Here is a 20,365-nt window from a genome sequence, read left to right on the forward strand (position 1 = left end):
CCTCGCGGCGGGCGTCAGAGTGCGAGTCGCAGCTCCAGCATGTGCCTGATCGGGATGCCGTCGGCCTCGGCCGGGATGCTCGGTTTGACCGCGCGGGCGCGGTCCACACCGTGCCGGTGCAGGGCCACCAGGTCGAAGCCGTAACGCTGGTAGAAGCGCAGGGCGTGGGTGTTGTCGTTGGTGGTGACGAGCGTGAGTCCGGCCATGCCGCGTTCGAGGGCGACGGCGCGTACGGCGTCCAGCAGCGCCTTCCCCACCCCCCGGCCGGGGACCACCGCGTCGAGGGTGACGATCTCCACGGAGCCGTCGGCGCGCTCGGTGTAGGTGAGCACACCGGCCACCTCGTCACCGATCACCGCGACGAAGCCGGGCAACCCGGCCGCCTCCACCTGCTCCCCCCGGGCCAGCACCATCACCGTGGTCCCGCCCCAGCTCTCGGTGAGCACGCGCCGCACGGTCTCCAGGTCGCCCGGCTCGATGGGGCGCACGACCATTGCCATGTCGTCATTATGGTCATATGCGATGGGTAACGTTCGACTGCTACGGAACTCTGGTCGACTGGCGGCACGGCATCCACACCAGTGCCGAGCTGATCGCTCCTGGGCAGGGGGCTCGGCTGCTGGAGGCGTACAACCGGCACGAGCACGCCGTGCAGAGCGAGTCGCCGGGGCTGCGCTACCGGCAGGTACTGGCCGAGGCGCTGCGCAGGGCGTGCGCGGAGGAGAAGGTCGAGTCGGCCGGCGACAACGCGTCCGTGCTGGCCGCGACGCTCCCGTACTGGCCGGTGTTCCCCGAGGTCGGGGCCGAGCTGTCGGCCCTGCGCGCGGCGGGGTGGAAGCTGGCGCTGCTCACCAACTGTGACCGCGACCTCATCGCGGAGACGCGGCGGCGGCTGCCGGTGCCGTTCGAGGCGGTGGTGACGGCGGAGGACGCGGGCGCGTACAAGCCGGACCTGGCGCACTTCGAGCTGTTCCGCCGCTCGTACGAGCCGGAGGTGTGGGTGCACGTGGCGCAGAGCTACTTCCACGACATGATCCCGGCCCACCGGCTCGGCCTCCCCCGCGTCTGGATCAACCGGCTGGGCGAGGCGGCGCCGGACCCGGCGATCATTCAGCGGGTCCTGTCCGACCTGCGCGGCCTGCTCGCCGCCGTCGAGGACCGTTAGGCGCGCTGGTCCAGCACGTCGGCGATGCCCGCGAGGAAGGCGTCCACGTCCGCGATCAGATAGCCCGCCCGCAGCAGCACGGTCGAGAACCTGGCCTCCCGCACCTCCTTGCCCGTCACCGGGTAGTCCGTCGTGCCGCGCAGCGTCGCCACGATCCGGTCGAGGAAGGCGTCGATCTCGTCCTCGTTGTAGCCGGTGCCCATCCGGCCCGAGCGGAAGGCCACCCGTTCGACCCGGGCGGCCTGGGTCTCGAACCACTCCTCGCGCAGCATGTCGCCGGTGGGCTCGGCCATGGCCAGCCGGACCGGGCGCTTGGCCTGGGTCTCCAGCGCCACCACGAAGGCCTCCAGCGCGAAGTCGACCGCGGTCTCCTGGTAACCGCCGCGCCGGGTGCGGAACGTGGCCCTGCGCACGTCGTCGGCGGTGACGGGCTCCATCGCGTGCGAGCCTCTGCCCAGCGTCGACTCGATCCGCCCGATCAGGGTGTCGACTTCGACGGGGTCATAGCCTGAACGCATGCCCATCACGCGTGGAAAGCGGTTCAAGCCTTGCTCCTCATGAGATACGGCTGGGGGTTGCGTCTATTGTCGGGCCTTTATCCCGGCTATGCGACCCGACATATAGCGTTGCAGCACCATGCGACTGTCCAAGGTCACCTTCCGCTACCGAAGGCGCGAGCCCCTCATCATCCGCAGCGCCGACGCCCGGCTCTCGCCCGGTGACGTCATCGAACTGACCGGGGTGAACGGGGCGGGCAAATCCACTTTGCTCCGCCTGCTGGCGGGCCTGGCGCGGCCGACGACGGGCACGATCTCCGGCCGCCCGCCGGTGGTCGGCTTCGCCCCCGACCGCTTCCCCGTGGGCCAGCCGTTCACGGTGACGGCCTACCTGCGTCACATGTCCCGCGTACGCGGCGGCGCCCGGTGGGAGCCGTGGGCCGAGCGGCTCACCATGGGCCACCTGCTCACCGTGCCGCTGGGCGAGCTGTCGAAGGGCAGCGCGCACAAGGTGGGACTGGCCCAGGCGCTGATGGCCGATCCCGGGCTGCTCATCCTGGACGAGCCGTTCGCCGGTCTCGACGCCGACACCCGCGAGGTGCTGCCGTCGATCGCCGCGGAGGTGGCGGCCGGGGGCGGCATCGTCATCGCCAGCGACCACCAGGGGGGCCTGCGCGCGCTCCCGGCCGTCCGCCACTGGTCCGTGGTCGACGGCCATCTCAAGGAGGGCACCGCGGTCGAACCCACGGCGGAGGTCGCCGACCGGGCACCCGCTGTCGCAGCCGTGCCGCAGGTGACCGTGGCGGTCACCTTACCCGTGGGCGAGCTCCAGCCCTTCCTCGCCCGGATGCGCGGCGAGGGCTACCAGGCCCGCGAGATCGAGGAGACCGGATGATCGCCCTGACCGCCTTCCGGCTGGCCGGCTACGTCCGCTCCCACCGCGTCTACCAGGCTCTCCTCCTCACCCTGGCCATGCTCGCGATCCTCTACGGCAGCCGCGCGCCCAGGGGTGCGGAGGTCTCGGTGCTCGCGGACGGCGCCGTGCTGATCATCCCCATCCTGGCCTGGGCCGCCAGGAGCCTCCTCGACACCGAGCCCGACCTGCAGCGCGAGCTGTCGGCGGTCCAGGTGGGCGGCCGGGGCAGGGAGGTGGCGGCGGGGCTGGTCGCGGCGTTCGCGGCGTGTGCCGTGCTGTCGGCGCTCGGCCTGGGCTGGGCGCTGCTGCTCGGCGTGAGCCAGGCCCCTCCGACCGGGGTGCTGATCACCATCCTGCTGCTGCACGCCCTGGCCACGCTGACCGGGACCACCCTCGGCGCCCTCACCAGCCGGGCCGTCCTCGCTTCGCCGGCCGTCTCGATCATGGCCCTGGTGCTCGGCTTCATGGCGATGCTGCTGCTCAGCGCCTCGCCCCTGTACTGGCTCACCGTGCCGGTCATTCGGTGGATGAGAGCCGCGAACACCGGCCTCCTCCTCGACCAGCTCCCCCAGCTCGCCGCGCTCTCGTTGCTCTGGTGCCTGATCGGCCTCGCCGTCTACGTCTGGCGCCGAAGGTAGACCCGCCCCGCCGAGCCTCGGCCCGCCCCGGCGGCCTTCGCCGAGCTGGGCGGCGAGCGCCAGCGGCCCCGGGCGGCCTATTCGGCGGCGGCGAGTTGCCCGCAGGCGCCGTCGATCTCGCGCCCGCGCGTGTCCCTGACCGTCACGGGCACCCCGTGGAACTCCAGCCGCCGCACGAACGCCCGCTCGTCCTCGGGCCTCGACGCCGTCCACTTGGAGCCGGGCGTCGGGTTGAGGGGGATCAGGTTGACGTGCACCAGCTTGTTCTTGATCAGCTTGCCGAGCAGGTCGGCCCGCCACTCCTGGTCGTTGATGTCCTTGATCAGCGCGTATTCGATCGAGATCCGCCGCTTGGTCTTCGCCGCGTACGCCCAGGCCGCGTCGAGCACCTCGGCCACCTTCCACCGGGTGTTGATCGGCACCAGCGTGTCACGCAACTCGTCGTCGGGCGCGTGCAACGACAGCGCGAGCGTGACCGGCAGCCCCTCGTCGGCGAGCTTGCCGATGGCGGGCACCAGGCCGACGGTGGAGACGGTGACGCCGCGGGCCGAGATGCCCAGGCCGTGCGGCGACGGCTCCACCAGGCGGCGGACCGCGCCGATCACCTGCTTGTAGTTGGCCAGCGGCTCACCCATGCCCATGAACACGACGTTGCTCACCCGGCCCGGCCCGCCCGGCACCTCGCCGGCGGCCAGCGCCCGGGCACCGGCGACGACCTGCTCGACGATCTCCGCGGTGGACATGTTACGGGTGAGGCCCGCCTGGCCGGTGGCGCAGAACGGGCAGTTCATCCCGCAGCCGGCCTGCGAGGACACGCACATCGTCACCCGGTCGGGATAGCGCATGAGCACCGACTCGACCAGCGCCCCGTCGAACAGCCGCCACAACGTCTTACGGGTGGTGCCGCCGTCGGTGGTCAGCTCCTTGACCGGGGTGAGCAGATCGGGCAGCAGCGTCCCCAGCCGTTCCCTGGCCGCCGCGGGCAGGTCGGTCATCTCGCCCACGTCGGTGGTGAGACGCTCGAAGTAGTGGCGCGAGAGCTGGTCGGCGCGGAAGGCCTTCTCGCCCAGCTCGGTCACGGCCGCCCGTCGGTCGGCCATCGACAGGTCCGCCAGGTGCCGGGCGGGCTTGGCTCGCCGGGGCGCGACGAAGGTGAGCTGACCTGGAGGCTGGGACACAGTACTGCCTTTGCTTGAAGGGTTTGCGACCAGGGTAGTGAACGTTTGGAACGGAGGTGGCATTCCTGGTCCCAGAGCCGCTCGCATCGGGCTTGCCGCCCGATCTACATTCATCACGTATGACGATTTTCCGGTCGGCATCTGGCGAGGGTGGCACCGAGGTCGTGCTCGCCGCCGGTAACCCGTACGGCAGCCGGACGCTCGTGGTCGAGCGGGACGAGAGCTCCTCGGTAGCTTACCTGTGCTCACCGGAAGGTGCGGTGCACGGCGCCGTCTGGCTGGCCAACCATCGCCCGGCCCCGCCCGTCGTCGACCTGGCCCGGATCAACGCCGGCCTGCCACCGCTCATGCCCCGGCCCAACACGCTGCACCCGGACGGCCGGCGGCCGCTCGGACAGCTGAGCGCGCTGTGGCTCGAAGAGGGCGACGGGGTGGCCATCTACGAGGACGACGAATTGCTCGCGGTCATCCCCGGCTGGGCCGACATGAGCCGCGGCATGCCGGGATACGCGCGGGACGCGGTGGGCGAGTCGCCGTTCGCCTGGGCGTTGTCGGAGGCGCTCGAAGGGCTGCGGCCCCGTATCTCCAACGCCAGATCCTACTGGCGCTGGCGACATGGTGAAGGGTCCTGGGCGTCGTTCCAGCAGTTCGTGATGGGTCACCTGGACCGGGTGCTCGGGCCGGCGGGTCGCTACTGGGACGCCAGCGGCGAACGGCTGCCCACCGTCGGCATCACCGAACGCCCGCCACACCAGGAACGCGCCTTCACGGTGTTGTCCACGGTCGGGATGAGCTGTCAGCGCATGCCCACGGTCGAGCAGTGGATCGACAAGCCGGGGGCGTACGCGCGGATCGAGCTGGCCGTGGCCACCCGCGAGGACCCGAAGGAGGCGGCGCTGCTGCTGGTGTGGCTGTCACAGTATCCGTGGCACTCGGTCACGTGGCTCGGCCACGGGCACACGGCGAAGTGGTATCACGAGCCTTCGACGTTCCCGCTGGGGCCGCAGTATTCGGGGGTGCTGATGACGGCCAACCCGCCACACCTGCCCGACATGTCAGGATTCGCGTTCGGCGGCGAGATCGTCCGGTGGCTCTGGCTCTCGCCGATCACCGCCGAGGTGCTGGAAGCACAGCACCGCTAGAAGTCTGCTGGAGGCGCGGCACCGCTGGAAGTGGGCTGGGGTCACAGCACCGCTAGAAGAACAGCGTCATCAGCAGCCAGACCGGCACCAGCGTCGTCACCAGCGAGTCGAGCCGGTCCATCAGGCCGCCGTGCCCGGGCAGGATGGTGCCCAGGTCCTTGATGCCGAGGTCCCGCTTGATCATCGACTCGATCAGGTCGCCCATGGTCGCCAGCAGCGCCGCGAGCCCGCCGATCAGCGCCCCCTGCCAGATCTCCCCGCCGAGCAGCCACACGACCAGCCACGCCCCGACCGCCGTACACGCCACGAACGACCCGGCGAACCCCTCCCAGGTCTTACGCGGGCTGATCCGCGTCATCGGGTGCTTGCCGAACAGCACGCCCGCGATGAACCCGCCGATGTCGCTGGCCACGGTCACCGCGATGAAGATCAGCACCCGGTTGTCGCCGTCGCCGGCCCTGAGCAGCAACGCCGTGAACGAGCTCAGCATCGCGGGATAGAACAGGATGAACACCGAGGCCGACGCGTCACGTACGTAACCGTCCGTGCCACCGCTGAACATCCGCCAGACCAGCAGCACCAACGCGAAGATCGCGAAGCCGGCCAGCATCCACTGCGCCCCGCCCCAGTAAGCGCCCGCCTGCATCGCCACCAGCCCCGCGAGCACGGGCACGGCCGGAACCTTGATGTCCCGGGTGGCGAATGCCTTGATCAGCTCCAGCACGCCGACACCCACGGCAGCCACGACCACCGGGAGGAACAGTTCCTTGATCGTGTAGAGGGAGCCGAGCACCAGCGCGCCCAGTACCACGCCGACCACGATGGCGGCAGGCAGGTTCCTTCCGGTACGGCTACCGCCGCTCGAGCTGGTGCCAGCCGTACGTTCTTCCACAGAGTTCTCCAAGAGCCACGGCCCCCGCCTCGGGGGCGAGGGCCGTAGATGCAAAATCCGCCACCCGCGGCAACCCGCTCAACGCGGCCCACCGCAGGCGCAGATGCTGTCACCCGCAGCGGCCCGCCCGACACGACCCGCCGCGAGCGCAGATGCTGTCACCCGCGGCAGCTCGCCAACGACCCACCGCGGGGCGCAGAACCCGCCGCCCGCAGCGGCCGCCCAACAGGATCCACCGTAAGCGCAGAATCCGTCACCTGCGGCGCCTCGCTGAACGCTATTCACCCCAGGCACAGAACCCGCCACCCGCGGCGTCCCGTCCAACGCGACCCACCATGAGCAGCACACTCCCACGTCCGCGGCGCCCCGTTGAACGCGATCCACCGCAAACACGAGAGCACCCGCGGCGCCCCCCTCGACGTGATCCACCGCAGGCAGGAGGATCCAGGCCCCACGACGCCTCGCTCAGGCACGAGGATCCAGCACCCGCAGCGCCCCGCTGAATCGCTCTCCACCGTGGGCGCAGTCCCGCTGCCCGTAGCGGACCGCTCGACGCGACCCGCTACGCGGCGTGCCGATCAGACTTCGAGCAGCTCGGTTTCCTTGTGCTTGAGCAGCTCGTCGATCTTGGCGACGTGCTTCTGAGTGAGGTCGTCGAGCTCCTTCTCGGCCCGGCGTACCTCGTCCTCCCCCGCATCGCCGTCCTTGATCATCTTGTCGAGGGCCTCCTTGGCGGTGCGGCGGATGTTACGCACCGCCACCTTGGCCTGCTCGCCCTTGTTCTTGGCGACCTTGATGTACTCCTTGCGGCGCTCCTCGGACAACTCCGGGAACGTCACACGGATCACCTGGCCGTCGTCGGTGGGATTGACGCCGAGGTCGGAGTCGCGGATGGCCCTCTCGATCGCGCTCATCGAGCTCTTGTCATAAGGCTGGATGAGCACCATGCGCGCCTCCGGCACGTGGAACGACGCCAGTTGCTGGATCGGCGTCGGCGTGCCGTAGTACTCGGCATTGATCTTGTTGAACATCGAGGGGGTGACCCGACCGGTCCGGATGGTCGCGAAGTCCTCCTTCGCGACCGAGACGGCCTTGTCCATCTTTTCCTCGGCTTCGAGGAGGGTTTCGTCGATCACAGCGGCTCCCTGTCTTCTAGCTGGCGGTGTCGGGCTCGCTCCCTCATTTGCCTGCGGGACTCACCAGCGTGCCGATTTTCTCACCGCGGACGGCCCGCAGGATGTTGCCCTCGCCCATGAGGTCGAAGACGACGATCGGCAGATCATTGTCCTTGCACAGGCTGATGGCGGTGGCGTCCATGACCGCGAGGTCGCGGAGCAGCACCTCGCCGTAGTCCAGGTGGTCGAACCTGACCGCATCAGGATTCTTGCGTGGGTCGGAGTCGTAGATTCCGTCCACCTGCGTACCCTTGAGCAGCGCCTCGGCGCCGATCTCCAGGGCCCGCTGGGATGCCGCGGTGTCGGTGGAGAAGAACGGCGAGCCGAGCCCGGCGCCGAAGATGACCACGCGCCCCTTCTCAAGGTGCCTGATCGCGCGGCGCGGCAGGAACGGCTCGGCCACCTGCTGCATGGTGATGGCGGTCTGCACGCGGGTCTCGACGCCCCGCCGTTCGAGGAAGTCCTGCAGTGCCAAGCAGTTGATGACGGTGCCGAGCATGCCCATGTAGTCGGCCCTGGCGCGGTCGATGCCGCCCTGCGAGAGGGTGGCGCCGCGGAACATGTTTCCGCCGCCGACCACGACCGCGACCTGCACGCCCTCGTTGACCGCCTCGGCGATCGAGTCGGCCAGATGATCGACGACCGACGGATCGATGCCCAGGGGCTCTCTGCCGGCGAACGCCTCTCCTGACAGTTTCAGCATCACCCGTTTCCACCTGAGTGGACTGTACGGGTTCGGGGACGAGGAAGCCGCCGTCCGTGTGGATTCGTGGGCTGGCTCCCGGTGGTCCTGCACGGCGGCGGCCTCCTTCGTTGGATGGATCGTTGAGCTGGCGGCTTGCCTAAGCCTAAGCCTGCCCGACCTTGAACCGGACAAAGGCCTGGACCTCGACGCCGTTCTCGCTCGCGTACTTGCCCACGCTCTTCTTGTTGTCCTTGACGAAGGCCTGCTGGAGCAGCGTGAAGTCCTTGTACCAGCCGTTGACCCGGCCCTCGACGATCTTGCCGATGGCCGCCTCGGGCTTGCCCTCCTCACGGGTCATCTCCTCGAAGAGCTTGCGCTCCTTCTCGACGACCTCGGCGGGCACGGACTCGGGCTTGAGGTACTGCGGCGCCATGGCCGCGGCGTGCTGCGCGATGTCCTTGGCGACCTCGGCGTTCGGCTTGTCCAGCTGGACGAGCACGCCGACCGCGGGGGGCAGCGCCGGGTCGGTACGGTGCATGTAGGCGCCGATGTAGCCGCCCTCCAGCACCGCGAACCGGCGGATCTCGATCTTCTCGCCGAGCGCGGCGTTGGCGGTGTCGAGGTGCTCCTTGACGGTCTTGCCGTCCACGGAGGACTCCAGCAGCGCCGCCACGTCGGCCGGCTTGGCCTCGAGGATGTGCGCGACGACCTGCGCGGCCAGCTCCTGGAAGCGCTCACCCTTGGCCACGAAGTCGGTCTCGCAGTTGAGCTCGAGCAGCGCGGCGGAGGAGTCGCCGTCCTGCTTGAGCGCGACGAGGCCGTTGGAGGCGGTACGGGCCTCGCGCTTGCCCACGTCCTTGGCGCCCTTGAGGCGCAGCAGCTCGATGGCGCGGTCGAAGTCGCCCTCCGACTCCTCAAGCGCCTTCTTGCAGTCCATCATGCCGGCGGCGGTGATCTCGCGAAGCCGCTTCACGTCGGCCATGTTCACGGAAGCCATGCTCTTATTCCTTGTGGGATTTTCGTCGTGGATCGGGTGGGGGTCGGAGATCCGGCCACCCACCCTTGGTCGGCACCGCGGACGCGTGCCTGGTGTCTTACGCGGGACTCGGGCCGCCCTGGCTCTGCTGCTACTCTCGCTCGGCCTACTGCCCAGCCTCGCCTCGGCTTACCACCTCGACCCGGTCTACCACGTCGGCTCAGCTCACCGCCTTGAGACCCGGCTTACCGCCCAATCCGGTACGGCTCACCCAGCCTTACCTGGCTCACCCGGCCCGACCTTGCTTGACCCGGCTTGCGTCCGGCCCGACCTGGCTTGCCCGGCCCGACCTGGCTTGCCCGGCCCGACCTGGCTTGCCCGGCCCGACCTGGCTTGCCCGGCCCGACCTGGCTTGCCCGGCCCGACCTGGCTTGCCCGGCTCAACCCGGCGTGCCCGGCCTGGCCTGGCGTGCCCGGCTCAACCAGCTCGCCTGGTCCACCTCGGCTCACCCTGGTGTGCCCTGGCTCGCCAGTCCGACCCGAGCCTTACCGATCCGGCGCGACCGAGCCATCTCAGTCCGGCCCAACCCGAGTTTTCCGGCCCGGTCCGAGCTTTCCGGCCCGATCCGACCCGGCTGGTTACGGCCAGGCTCGCTTCGGTTCGGTCGGCCGGTTGGACCCGGCCCCGGTTCGCCGTCCGGGCTCGGCCGCCAGCGTGGTGCGTGCTTACGGCCTTGCCCGTTCAGCCACCCGGGGCCTTCACCGGCCGGTGTGGTTCACCTTGTTCAACTGTCGTCGTGCCGTGCTTGTGCGCTGAGTCCGTGGGGACCCTGTCGGGACCGGTCTCGGCATCCGGACCGGTCCCGGCGTCAGGCCTGCTGCTCGGTCTCGCCCTCGGCGGAGGCGGTGGCCTCCTGAGGGGCGGCCTCGGCCGGAGCGGCTTCAGCAGGGGTGGCCTCGGCAGCGGGAGCCTCGGCAGCGGCTGGCGCAACGGTCTCGGCGGCCTCGACCGGAGCGGCGGCCTCGGCCTCGTCAGCCGCGCGCTCGCCCGTGCCCTGCTCGATGAGCTCGCGCTCCCACTCGGCCAGCGGCTCGGCGGCGGCCGGCTTCTCGTCACCACGGGCGGCACCGGAGCGGGCCATCAGACCGGCCGCAACACCGTCGGCGACAACCCTGGTCAGCAGGCCGACGGCGCGGATGGCGTCGTCGTTGCCCGGGATCGGGTAGTCGACCTCGTCCGGGTCGCAGTTGGTGTCGAGAATCGCGACGACCGGGATGCCAAGCTTCTTGGCCTCGCTGATCGCGATGTGCTCCTTCTTCGTGTCCACGACCCACACCGCGCTGGGCACGCGGCCCATGTCACGGATGCCGCCGAGCGTACGCTCAAGCTTGTCCTTCTCCCGGCGGCGCATGAGGAGCTCCTTCTTGGTGAGCCCCGACCCCGCGACGTTGTCGAAGTCGAGCTCCTCGAGCTCCTTCAGCCGCTGAAGCCTCTTGTGCACGGTGGAGAAGTTGGTGAGCATGCCGCCCAGCCAGCGCTGGTTGACGTACGGCATGCCGACCCGGGCGGCCTGCTCGGAGATGGCCTCCTGCGCCTGCTTCTTGGTGCCGATGAACAGGATCGTGCCGCCGTGGGCGACGGTCTCCTTGACGAAGTCATAGGCACGGTCGATGTACGAAAGGGACTTCTGCAGGTCGATGATGTAAATGCCGTTGCGCTCGGTGAAGATGAAGCGCTTCATCTTCGGGTTCCAGCGCCGGGTCTGGTGACCGAAGTGAACGCCACTTTCGAGCAGTTGTCGCATGGTGACGACGGGGGCCATGTGCTGGTCCTCCAGGTCTTGGCGCCCTGCGGAGGGGCGCGGTTTTCGGTTGTGCCGCGGCAGCGCGTCGTCTGCCGCCCTGATGCCCCGAAACCGCTCCAGCCGGGCACGTGGCCCGGACCGACGAAGCGGTCCGCGATGGGGCATGCGAAGTCGGCCTGTGGTCACAGGCCATCGAAAAGTCTACCTCCCACACCACCCCAGCCTGACCGTCTACGGTCAAACGGACATTCCTTCTCACCCCCATGCGAAGCCCCACGGATCCCCGATATTCCGGCAACGCCCTCACGGGCGCCCACAGTGTTCCTACCGGGACATGACCGCTGGAAAACCACCCACTCAACGCGCGTCGTGATCCTCGGTGGGCAGCCCCGGAGCCGGCCTCTGCACCACAGCGAACAGGTTGACGTGCGCCTCCGCGATCCTCGATCCACTCGGCGCCTCGTCCTCACCGCGAAAGCGGGCGAGGTAGGGCTCAAGCAGCTTCGCGATGACCTGGTTGAGCCGCGACATCTCGTCCGCGTCCAGTCTCAGGCGGTAGCGGGCGAACTGCGTCGCATCACGCCACTCGTCGGGCTCCCTGTCCAGGTTGGCGAGAGCCCGTCTCCGCGCTTCGTCGGCCTCCTGGTGGATCACCGCCATCAACGCGATCTTCGCGTCCCGCACCTCCGGCTGGTCATCGGGCTCCACGCCCACGCTGAGCGGCCCGTTGTCGGTCACCTTCCAGACCCGCTCCCTGCCGTCCCTGCGAGGCGGTGCGTCCTCCACGAAGCCGTACTTGGCCAGCATCCGCAGGTGATAGCTGGCGGCACTAGGCGTGATCCCCGCCCCTTCGGCCACCTCGGTAGCCGTGGCGCTGCCCTCCCCCAGCCTGTTGAGGATCGTCAGCCGCGCCGGGTGCGCCAGCGCCCGCATCGCCTTGGGATCACTGAGCGATTTGCCGTCCCGCGTCATGTGCTCAAGGTACCCGTCCCGAGATCTGAAGCATTGCCTTCACAACTATGAAGGGATATCTTCATAGTTGTGAAGCAAACCCTTCAGAACTCCCGCGCCTCTCACCCCCACACCCCAAAATCCAGCCACACCCCCCATAACCCCACGTCGGAACCCCACGCCAGCCGGGAACCGCACCACCCCACCTCGGAACGAGAGCCCAGCCACGGTCCCCACCACCCCATCAAACGGCCCCACACCACCCCCCACCCCCTCGGTTCAGAACCACACCCCGACCGGGAACACGACCACGACCCCCGCCAGCCCGCCTCCCAACCCCACCCCGAGCCGAAATCGAACGAAGACAGCAGAGCCCCCGGAATCCCCAGGACTTCCGGGGCCTCCGGGACTTCCGGGACCCTCAGGACCTCCGGGACTTCCGGAACCTCCAGGACTTCCGGAACCTCCGAAACTTCCGGGATCTCCGAGACTCCCGGGACGATCCCCCTCCGCAAGCAACGCGACTACCGCCTGCTCTGGACGGCCCGCACTGTCTCGGTGACAGGCTCGGAGGTGTCCAAGCTGGCCATCCCCCTGACCGCGGTCACCTTGCTCACCGCCTCCCCCTCCCAGATGGGGTTGCTGACCGCAGCGGCGTCGGTGCCCGCCCTCCTGTTCGGCCTCCAGTCGGGTGCCATCGCCGACCGGCTCACCAGGCACCGCCCTCTGATGATCGCGTGCGAGCTCGTTGCCTGCGCGGCCGCCGCCACCGTCCCCGTGGCCTGGCTCCTCGGCCTCCTGAACGTCACCTGGCTGATCGTCGTAGCCCTGGTCATCGGCACCGCGGGAGTGCTCTTCAAAGCAGCGAACTTCCCGCACATCGCCGCGGTCGTCGACCCAGACCAACGAACCGAGGCGGTGGCCGGCTTTCAAGCCTCCTACTCGGTGGCCTCGGTCGGCGGCCCGGGACTGGCCGGTCTCCTGGTGCAGGTTCTCACGGCTCCGCTGGCCGTACTGGCAGAGGCTCTGTCGTTCCTGGCCTCGGCCCTGCTCCTCCGCTCTATCAGAACTCCGGAGCGGAACGAGCCCGCGACCTCGAAAGGCATGTGGCGCGACGTCATGGAGGGCCTGAAGGCCAGCGTCACCCAGCCGGTGCTCCGTGCCCTGCTCGGTGCGGGGATCACCATCAACTTCTTCGCGATGGCGTACACGGCCGTCTACATGCTTTACATGATCAACACGCTGAACATCCCGCAGGCCATGATCGGCGTACTCATCGCATTGGGCGGTGTCGGCGGCCTCCTGGGCGCCTGGATCACGACCCGCCTCTCCAAGCGCTACGGCGAGCACCGCATCCTGCTTCTCTCGGTGCTGTTCTTCCCGATGGAGATTCTTGCCGTCGGCCTGCTCACGGGCCCTCTGTGGTGGAAGATCTCCGTCCTGGCCCTGACCGGTACGATCACCGGCGGCATAGTCGTGGCCTTCGCCACCTGCATGGGCGCGATCACCTTCCGCGAGGCCTCCCCTGAGCTCCGCGGCCGCGTCAACGCCACCATGACCTTCGCAGTGCAGGGCGTCCTGGCCCTAGGCGGCCTCGCCGGCGGCTTCCTGGCCGAATTCCTGGGCCTACGCCCAGTGATCCTCCTGTGCGCTGCAGGCATAGCCCTGAGCACCCTCTGGCTCTGGACGTCCCCACTCCGCCCCAACCCCCCGAGCCGCCCCCGCCCCAAGCACCAAGACCCGAACACCACCCTTTCCCCATCCATCGACCAAATGATCAACTCCAAGCGCCACCAGATCCTCTAATGCGTTATCCACAGGCCACCCCACCACTCCGGCCCGTCATCAACAGAACGCAGTTCACCGCCTCCCCGCCCCCAGCACCTCCCCCAAACTCACCCCATGAACTCCACCCCCACCCCCACCCGCACACCACCCCCCAACCACCCGCCCCCTTCAACCAACCCCCGCCCTGGCACCACCACCAAGTCAGGCTTGACACCCCTTCCGAGCACCACCAAGTCAGCCCTGACCCCCCTCCCCCGCACCACCAGCACAGCCCTGACAACCGCCATCCTTGCGACGTTCCCCCTCACCCTCCCAACTCCCCCGGCAAGAGCCTCACCCCAGGCAAGCCACCCACCCTCGCCAAGCCACTCGTCCGCGCCAAGCCACCCATCTCGCTCGTCTTCAGCCGTCCACACACGGCCCTCACCCCCGACCAACTACACACAGCACCCACCATCGACAGACCACCCCTCGGCCTGGCACGCGTGGCAGCCCCCGTTGGCCGACCACACAAAACATCCACTCCTGACCGCTCCAGAGCACCGCCCCCCGCCCGATGACCAGCAACCTCCACTCCCGACCGCCCTCACACAGCCGCCACCACCAGCCAGCCTCCTCCATCAGCACGCATCACCTAACGACCCAACCCAACCCCCACCATCGGTCGGCCCTCCACGGCACTCACCATGGGACAACCACCCAGGGCACCCACCACCAGGCGGCCTCATACGAGACCCAACAAGAAGCCTCACAGCAAGACCCACAGAACACCCGTTGCTGGGCCACCCCACCCAGCACCAACAACCCGTAAACGGCGACAAGCAACGCCCACCACTGGGCGCCCATAGACGACGTCACCAGTCCCTGAGCCCCGGCCTTCGCCGTCAAGCCCGCGATGCCCAGCCCCTCACATGGCGCTGGCCCCTAGCCGGGAGCCGCCCCCGCATCCTGCGCCGCTTCGCCCCACCTCCCAAGCCCTGGCTTGCAGGCCACCGAGGCATCGATCTGGCCGCCCCCACATCAACCCCGGTACTGGCAGCCGGCCCCGGCAAGGTCATCTTCGCCGGCCCGGTGGCGGGGAAAGGCGTCATCAGCATCGACCACCCAAACGGCCTTCGCACGACCTACCTCCCGGTCAAACCTTCGGTCAGCCGAGGCCAGCTGGTCACAGCAGGCACGAGGTTGGGCGTCATAGAAGCAGCCCCAACACCCCACTGCCAGCAGTCCTGTCTCCACTGGGGCCTCCGTCGCAACACCGTCTACCTGGACCCCTTGCTCCTCCTAGCCCAAGCCCCCATCCGCCTCCTCCCACACTGGCCTCCAACCGCCCCCACCACACCAACCCCGTCCCCGAACCGACTCCCCAACCAAGCCCCCAGCGCCTCCTCGAACTTCACCCTCACCACCCCAAAAGGCACCCACCACCCCCCCGCCCTCGCAGACATGCACACATCGCCCACCTCCAGCGCAGGAACAATCACCCACGCATCCTTGAGATCCACCCCGGGCAGCCACCAACCATCCAGAAGCAGTACGCCGACAACCACCTACACAGGGCTCACACCCACCACATTCAACGCCCAACAGTCCGGCACCAGCAGCTCCCAAGCCTCCAAGCCACTGCCTCCCGCCCCATTTCTGAGCATCAACGGGAAGCCACCCCTCGCCACCCAGCAAACGACCCCCAGAACCCCCCTGAGCCGCACCACTTCCTCAACTCACACCACCTCCTCCTCAAACAAGGCCGATCGATCGACGCCCACCCCCACAACGCACCCGATCCCACCGCGCTCAGCCGAACCACTAGGCACCCTCGCCCTCGTCTTGGGCGTCTTGCTGGGAAACGCTGTCCTCGCGATCACGGCCCTACGCCTCCGACGGCGCTCAAGAACCAAGCAACACAGCCCAAGAAGAGGCCAGCACCGCAAACAACGTCGCAGAAGGCGACCTCGTAAACACCGACCCTGCACCGGCGCCACCACTGATCATTGACCCAGCGCAACACCAATCACCACGACGACCGGCACGACGACCACCGCCTGAATCAGCGCGCGAACACACGCGCCCCCCGGAACGAGATCCTCCGCAGCAAGCGAACCCTTCTGCTGGCTCCCCCACAGTCCAACCCCCAGCGCATCTTGTTTCGCGACCTCCCGCCCCCCAGCCGGCCCGATGCATAAAGGCGAAGCCAGGACACCACCTTCGGCATCATGTCCGATTCCGGGGTCTGTTGGCGCGACACCGTACTCAATCCAGCCCGCCGCACCGAAACACGCGCAACCGCGCACCCTTGGCCCTATGCACCCACACACCCCGTGTACCTGGTGCACTCGTACACCTGCACTTCCGTGCACCCTGTACAGCCGGGCATACATACACCCACACCTCTGTGCACCATGTACAGCCACGCATCCAGCACCCATACCTCTATGCACCCGTACGTGGTTTTGCTTGCAACTACCGACCGCCCTTGTTCGTGAGTGGCGACCGCACCCCGAGCTTCAGCGAAGTTGATGTTTGCCAGTTCTGACCGCACCTCGACGGCAGGCGGCAATGGACCGCTGACCTGGCCTCACGACGGCCAGCCGGATCTGTCCGGGAGCGGCCATACCGAGCTGCCCGGTGGCGGCAACGCGATTACCTCGCGTGATTGGCGTCCAAGGTAGACGCGCGCGTAGCCGCCGTTCGGCGCTCATCCTCTGGCCTTCATGATGCCCTCGCGGAGTGTTTGAGATCGGACATTATGGGCGGGTGCTGCGCTACGTACTGTTGCGCTGACGCCCTTCGGAACCTCAGTCTTGAGCCCTCGGCAGGATGTCGTGCGGTGAATCATCTGGGCCTCACAGGATCGGATCCGCTGCAAGGATGACGGCCGTGCGCCACTACGAGACGAGTATGTACGACAGCAACCGCTGGGACGGCTTCGAGCTCCGCCCCGGCGACATCATCATCAGCACCCCGCCAAAGTGCGGGACGACGTGGACGCAGATGATCTGCGCCCTGCTCATACTGCAGGAACCGGAGCTCCCGCTCCCGTTGGACACGCTCTCGCCGTGGATCGACATGGTGACTCGCGCCCGCACAGACGTGTTCGCGGACCTGGAAGCCCAGACGCACCGCCGGTTCATCAAGACCCACACGCCGCTCGACGGGATACCCAACGATCCGACGGTCACGTACATCTGCGTCGGGCGGGACCCGCGCGACGTGGGGCTGTCAATCGACCACCATATCGACAACACCGACATCGACGCGTTCCTCAGCCAACGCAAACGGGCGGCCGCGATCGACGGTATCGAGCTCGGACCATTGCGGCCACCGCGGCCACGCCCCGACGGCGAGCGGAACCGCTTCTGGCAGTGGGTCGACGACGAGACGCCATCGACGCAGGTCGGGTCGTCGCTGCGGCGCACTGTAGAGCACCTGCAGACGTTCCGGGACGCCGCCGACGATCTCGACGTCGTGTACTTGCACTACGACGACCTAAAGGCCGACCTGGAGGGGCAGATGCGGCAGATGGCCGCGCGCCTCGGCATCGACGTCGACGAGCACCGATGGCCCCGCCTGGTCCAGGCGGCGACGTTCGAGTCGATGCGCAGCAGGGCCGACATGACCGTCCCCGCCGGCGGTCCGGAGCACTGGATCGATCCCGCCGCGTTCTTCAGCCGCGGCACGAGCGGCCAGTGGCGCGACCTCCTCGACGACGCCGACCTCGCCCGGTACACCGCGCGCGTGCGGGCGCTCGCGTCCGACGATCTCGTCGAGTGGGTGCATCGCGAGCCGATCGACTGAGATCCCCGTCCGGCGGTATACCCGCACTACCCAAAGCTGATCGTCAGCGCCGCCCGCCGCCCATAACTGCCGATCCGCGCTCGGGACCAACATCAGGGGTCTGCGCCTCAACCGACGCCGGATTCGGCGATCGGGGCAGTGTGGCAGCGCGCCGGCTAGCGAATCTGGTCACACTCTGTGATGGTCATAGCGCCGTCTTCCTTGCCGCCAGCGGCCAGATCCGGATGGCCGCCGACACTCCGCCGCCGCCCCGCCCCTCCTCGGTGCGAATGACCTCGGGCCGGTGGGTGCGGTCAGCTCTCACGAACAACGGACCCGACTCCAGGCCCAAGATCGCGGTCGAAACTGGCGAGCAAACGCGGTCCGTTGTCGCGAACATAATCACGTACGCACTTGCACCCCCACATGCCCATGTACCCGGGCACCCCGCCACCACTGGAACCCCAGAACCCGTGGCCCCTCGACGCCCCGGCCCTCTCCGCACCGCCGCAGGCACCCTGGGCATACGGGCACCCCAAAGCTCCCGCACCGCAAGCATCCCCCCGACCCCACCGCCCCCGCCTATACCGCGGGACCCGGTCACATCCCGCGGCGCCGGACCACCCCGAGGCACCCTGCGCACCGCATGCAACCCCAGGGCATCACGGCACCCCGGCACCCCGGCACCCCGGCACCCCGGCACCCCGGCACCCCGGCACCCCGGCACCCCGGCACCCGCAAATCAACACAGGCACCATGCATGTACGCAACACCTGGGCACCACCACTACCACCCACCAGCACGGATGCGTCTATGCAGCTGGTCAGCCAGCGTGACTTACGCCATCACGCCCGCGGATGGGCCTGTCGGTACGCAGCCCGTAGCCGCTCGATGGAGACATGTGTGTAGATCTGCGTGGTGTTCAGAGAAGCATGACCGAGCAGCTCCTGCACACTACGTAGATCGGCACCGCCCTCCAGCAGGTGAGTCGCCGCGCTGTGCCGCAACCCATGCGGCCCCATGTCCGGTGCCCCTTCCACCTGCGCCAGCCGGGCATGCACGACTCGCCGGACGGTCCCCGCGTCGATGCGCCCACCCCTCACCCCGAGGAAGAGCGCCGGTCCCGACTGCGCCCGAACCCACAGCGGCCGCCCGTGAATGCACCACCTGTCCAAGGCTCGAAGGGCAGGCAACCCGAACGGCACGGACCGTTCCTTACGCCCTTTACCCATCACCCGGATGACGTTCCGGTCCCGGTCCACGTCGTCAACGTCCAGCGAGCACAGCTCACTCACCCGCACCCCGGTGGCGTACAACAATTCGAGCAGCGCCTGATCCCGCAGCTCCTTGGGCTCCCCGTCACCCGAAGGTGCGTCCAGCACGGCCTGCGCCTGCTGCTGGTCGAGCACGGCGGGCAAGGCCCGAGGCGCCTTGGCACTGCCCAGCAACAACCCAGGGTCTATCGGCAGCCAACCACGGCGATGGCAGTAGGCCGTGAAGGTGCGAGCACAAGCGGTCCGTCGCGCCAAGGTGGCCCTGGCCTTACCCGCCCCGTGCTGCTCAGCCAGCCACGCACGCAGCACCGCGATATCGAGCCCTTCCAGCTCTCCATCCATGTAGTCCAGCAGGGAACCAACATCAGTCAGATAAGCGCGCACCGTATGCGGCGACAGATCACGCTCCAACCGCAGATACCGGCTGAACTCCCCAATCACTTCGTCTCTGTCGACATGCACATTTCTATCGCCGCCCAATGCCACCTCAGCCGTCCTCCGTCCTCGAAACGCCCCCACACCATCTCACTCAGACCAACCACTCACCGGGAAACAAACGCACCCGGCCAGTCCACTATGGGGACTTCCTCTGAGCTTCCCCAGCTCCCAGAAACAACGCCCCAAGGCACTGCCCCACAACGAACGATGGAATGCATCCAGCCGAGCTGCTGACAGCACAGCACAGCTACCTGCGGAAATAGCATGATTCCACGCCTATCCACCCTGCCGTCGGACGCTACCGCCGGAAACCGTGAATGAGCCGAACCCGGAGTTACCACCGTCCAGGTACGGCACTGTACGGAGTGAACGCTCCCCCACCGGTCGACCCACCTCCAATCACCGCTCCCCACCCGTACATCCTGCGCTCTACACACCTGTACATGGTGAGGAGTGATCAGCGAACAGCAGGAAGTCGTCGAACGGGCTGCTGGTGACAAAGGCAATGCAGTAACCCGCGATAGCGACAGATGCACCCACGCTGACCGGACCACCACAATGAAAGCTGCCCACGCCCGTGCGCGATAGGGGCCCTGTCGGCGAGCAGCGGGAATGCGTCGAACGAGACCCTGCTGACGACCCGCCGAGCGCCTCCTGACGAGCGGCCGAGCGTCTGCTGACGAGTGGCCGAGTGCCGCAACCTGCGGACATGTGAGCTTGTTCCGCTTTGACGGACACCATCGTTGTGGTGTTCAGGCCGCGGTGGCCTCGAAGTCGGCGGGGCTACGGTAGCCCAGGCTGCTGTGCAAGCGGTGCAGGTTGTACCAGCCCTCGATGAATTCGAAGATCGCGCTGCGGGCGGCAGCGTGGGTGGGCCAGGACTGGGCGTCGAGGAGCTCGCCCTTGAGCGTGGCGAAGAACGACTCGGCCAGCGCGTTGTCCCAGCACTGGCCGGTGCGTCCGACCGACAACCGCACCCCGAGCCGTTCAGCCAGGGCGGCGTAAGCGGCGCTGGTGTACTGACAGCCCCTGTCCGAATGAAAGATCACCGGCCCGGTGGGGCGGCGGCGTGCA

At 68.3% G+C, this 20,365-nt stretch carries 19 protein-coding genes; 7 read left to right on the forward strand and 12 right to left on the reverse strand.

Translation table 11 applies throughout. The annotated features are described in order from the left end of the window. Window positions 1–14: 14 nt before the first annotated feature. Window positions 15–500 (reverse strand): GNAT family N-acetyltransferase, encoded by a 486-nt coding sequence (locus BLS95_RS49500; RefSeq protein ID WP_090946584.1) that lies wholly within the window; start codon window positions 498–500, stop codon window positions 15–17. A 17-nt stretch (window positions 501–517) separates the two neighbouring features. Between BLS95_RS49500 and BLS95_RS49505 the strand changes: the two genes are divergently transcribed. Then, window positions 518–1,165 carry an HAD-IA family hydrolase gene (locus tag BLS95_RS49505; RefSeq protein WP_090946585.1) on the forward strand — a complete coding sequence of 216 codons (648 nt, stop codon included), beginning with the start codon at window positions 518–520 and terminating at the stop codon, window positions 1,163–1,165. On the opposite strand, the gene BLS95_RS49510 is transcribed toward BLS95_RS49505, so the two are convergent. Continuing rightward, window positions 1,162–1,710 carry a DivIVA domain-containing protein gene (locus BLS95_RS49510; RefSeq protein ID WP_143044238.1) on the reverse strand — a complete coding sequence of 183 codons (549 nt, stop codon included), beginning with the start codon at window positions 1,708–1,710 and terminating at the stop codon, window positions 1,162–1,164. The two genes, BLS95_RS49505 and BLS95_RS49510, sit on opposite strands and share 4 nt — an antisense overlap. Window positions 1,711–1,801: 91 nt before the next feature. Between BLS95_RS49510 and BLS95_RS49515 the strand changes: the two genes are divergently transcribed. Then, window positions 1,802–2,557: an ABC transporter ATP-binding protein gene (locus BLS95_RS49515; RefSeq protein ID WP_090946587.1), complete on the forward strand. Its 756-nt coding sequence runs from the start codon at window positions 1,802–1,804 to the stop codon at window positions 2,555–2,557. Beyond that, the gene (locus BLS95_RS49520; protein WP_090946588.1) at window positions 2,554–3,216 is read left to right on the forward strand and encodes a hypothetical protein; all 663 of its coding nucleotides are present in this window, start codon (window positions 2,554–2,556) and stop codon (window positions 3,214–3,216) included. The genes BLS95_RS49515 and BLS95_RS49520 overlap by 4 nt, the downstream gene beginning before the upstream one ends. Before the next feature lie 77 nt (window positions 3,217–3,293). Here BLS95_RS49520 and rlmN read toward each other — a convergent pair whose 3' ends face one another. Further along, window positions 3,294–4,394 carry a dual-specificity RNA methyltransferase RlmN gene (rlmN, locus tag BLS95_RS49525; RefSeq protein ID WP_090946589.1) on the reverse strand — a complete coding sequence of 367 codons (1,101 nt, stop codon included), beginning with the start codon at window positions 4,392–4,394 and terminating at the stop codon, window positions 3,294–3,296. A gap of 119 nt (window positions 4,395–4,513) precedes the next feature. On the opposite strand from rlmN, the gene BLS95_RS49530 reads away from it, so the two are divergent. Next, complete coding sequence (locus BLS95_RS49530) at window positions 4,514–5,536, forward strand: suppressor of fused domain protein (RefSeq protein ID WP_090946590.1); 1,023 nt, start codon at window positions 4,514–4,516, stop codon at window positions 5,534–5,536. Window positions 5,537–5,588: 52 nt separating this feature from the next. Here the strand turns inward: BLS95_RS49530 and BLS95_RS49535 are convergent, their stop codons facing one another. The 6 genes from BLS95_RS49535 to BLS95_RS49560 form a co-directional block, all read right to left on the reverse strand. Continuing rightward, window positions 5,589–6,428, reverse strand: coding sequence for a phosphatidate cytidylyltransferase (locus BLS95_RS49535; protein WP_176993824.1), 840 nt, complete (start codon window positions 6,426–6,428; stop codon window positions 5,589–5,591). Window positions 6,429–7,006: 578 nt separating this feature from the next. Further along, the gene (frr, locus tag BLS95_RS49540; RefSeq protein ID WP_090946592.1) at window positions 7,007–7,564 is read right to left on the reverse strand and encodes a ribosome recycling factor; all 558 of its coding nucleotides are present in this window, start codon (window positions 7,562–7,564) and stop codon (window positions 7,007–7,009) included. 43 nt (window positions 7,565–7,607) lie between these two features. Beyond that, entirely contained in the window at window positions 7,608–8,306 is a 699-nt protein-coding gene (gene pyrH, locus BLS95_RS49545) for a UMP kinase (protein ID WP_218136397.1), read from the reverse strand. A 145-nt stretch (window positions 8,307–8,451) separates the two neighbouring features. Next, a complete protein-coding gene (tsf, locus tag BLS95_RS49550; protein ID WP_090946594.1) occupies window positions 8,452–9,285 on the reverse strand; it encodes a translation elongation factor Ts in 834 nt (277 codons plus the stop codon). An 848-nt stretch (window positions 9,286–10,133) separates the two neighbouring features. Further along, window positions 10,134–11,087, reverse strand: a complete 954-nt coding sequence (gene rpsB, locus BLS95_RS49555; RefSeq protein ID WP_090946595.1) for a 30S ribosomal protein S2 — start codon at window positions 11,085–11,087, stop codon at window positions 10,134–10,136. A gap of 339 nt (window positions 11,088–11,426) precedes the next feature. Next, a complete protein-coding gene (locus tag BLS95_RS49560; protein WP_090946596.1) occupies window positions 11,427–12,041 on the reverse strand; it encodes an ArsR/SmtB family transcription factor in 615 nt (204 codons plus the stop codon). A gap of 480 nt (window positions 12,042–12,521) precedes the next feature. Here BLS95_RS49560 and BLS95_RS49565 point away from each other — a divergent pair, with 480 nt between their 5' ends. Continuing rightward, entirely contained in the window at window positions 12,522–13,826 is a 1,305-nt protein-coding gene (locus BLS95_RS49565; protein WP_281250136.1) for an MFS transporter, read from the forward strand. 89 nt (window positions 13,827–13,915) lie between these two features. Here the strand turns inward: BLS95_RS49565 and BLS95_RS56465 are convergent, their stop codons facing one another. Next, window positions 13,916–14,224: a hypothetical protein gene (locus BLS95_RS56465; protein ID WP_176993825.1), complete on the reverse strand. Its 309-nt coding sequence runs from the start codon at window positions 14,222–14,224 to the stop codon at window positions 13,916–13,918. Between the two features lie 358 nt (window positions 14,225–14,582). On the opposite strand from BLS95_RS56465, the gene BLS95_RS60105 reads away from it, so the two are divergent. Then, the gene (locus BLS95_RS60105) at window positions 14,583–15,800 is read left to right on the forward strand and encodes a M23 family metallopeptidase (protein ID WP_218136392.1); all 1,218 of its coding nucleotides are present in this window, start codon (window positions 14,583–14,585) and stop codon (window positions 15,798–15,800) included. An 882-nt stretch (window positions 15,801–16,682) separates the two neighbouring features. Further along, on the forward strand, window positions 16,683–17,600 hold the full coding sequence (locus BLS95_RS49580; protein ID WP_218136393.1) for a sulfotransferase domain-containing protein: 918 nt from the start codon (window positions 16,683–16,685) through the stop codon (window positions 17,598–17,600). A gap of 824 nt (window positions 17,601–18,424) precedes the next feature. Here BLS95_RS49580 and BLS95_RS49585 read toward each other — a convergent pair. Together BLS95_RS49585 and BLS95_RS49590 are read right to left on the reverse strand one after the other, a co-directional pair. Continuing rightward, entirely contained in the window at window positions 18,425–19,339 is a 915-nt protein-coding gene (locus BLS95_RS49585; RefSeq protein ID WP_245765756.1) for a tyrosine recombinase XerC, read from the reverse strand. 704 nt (window positions 19,340–20,043) lie between these two features. Continuing rightward, window positions 20,044–20,365, reverse strand: a 322-nt coding sequence (locus BLS95_RS49590; protein ID WP_143043565.1) for an integrase core domain-containing protein, incomplete at its 5' end; no start/stop codon positions are given.

It is taken from the genome of Nonomuraea jiangxiensis, assembly GCF_900099965.1.
Taxonomy (GTDB): domain Bacteria; phylum Actinomycetota; class Actinomycetes; order Streptosporangiales; family Streptosporangiaceae; genus Nonomuraea; species Nonomuraea jiangxiensis.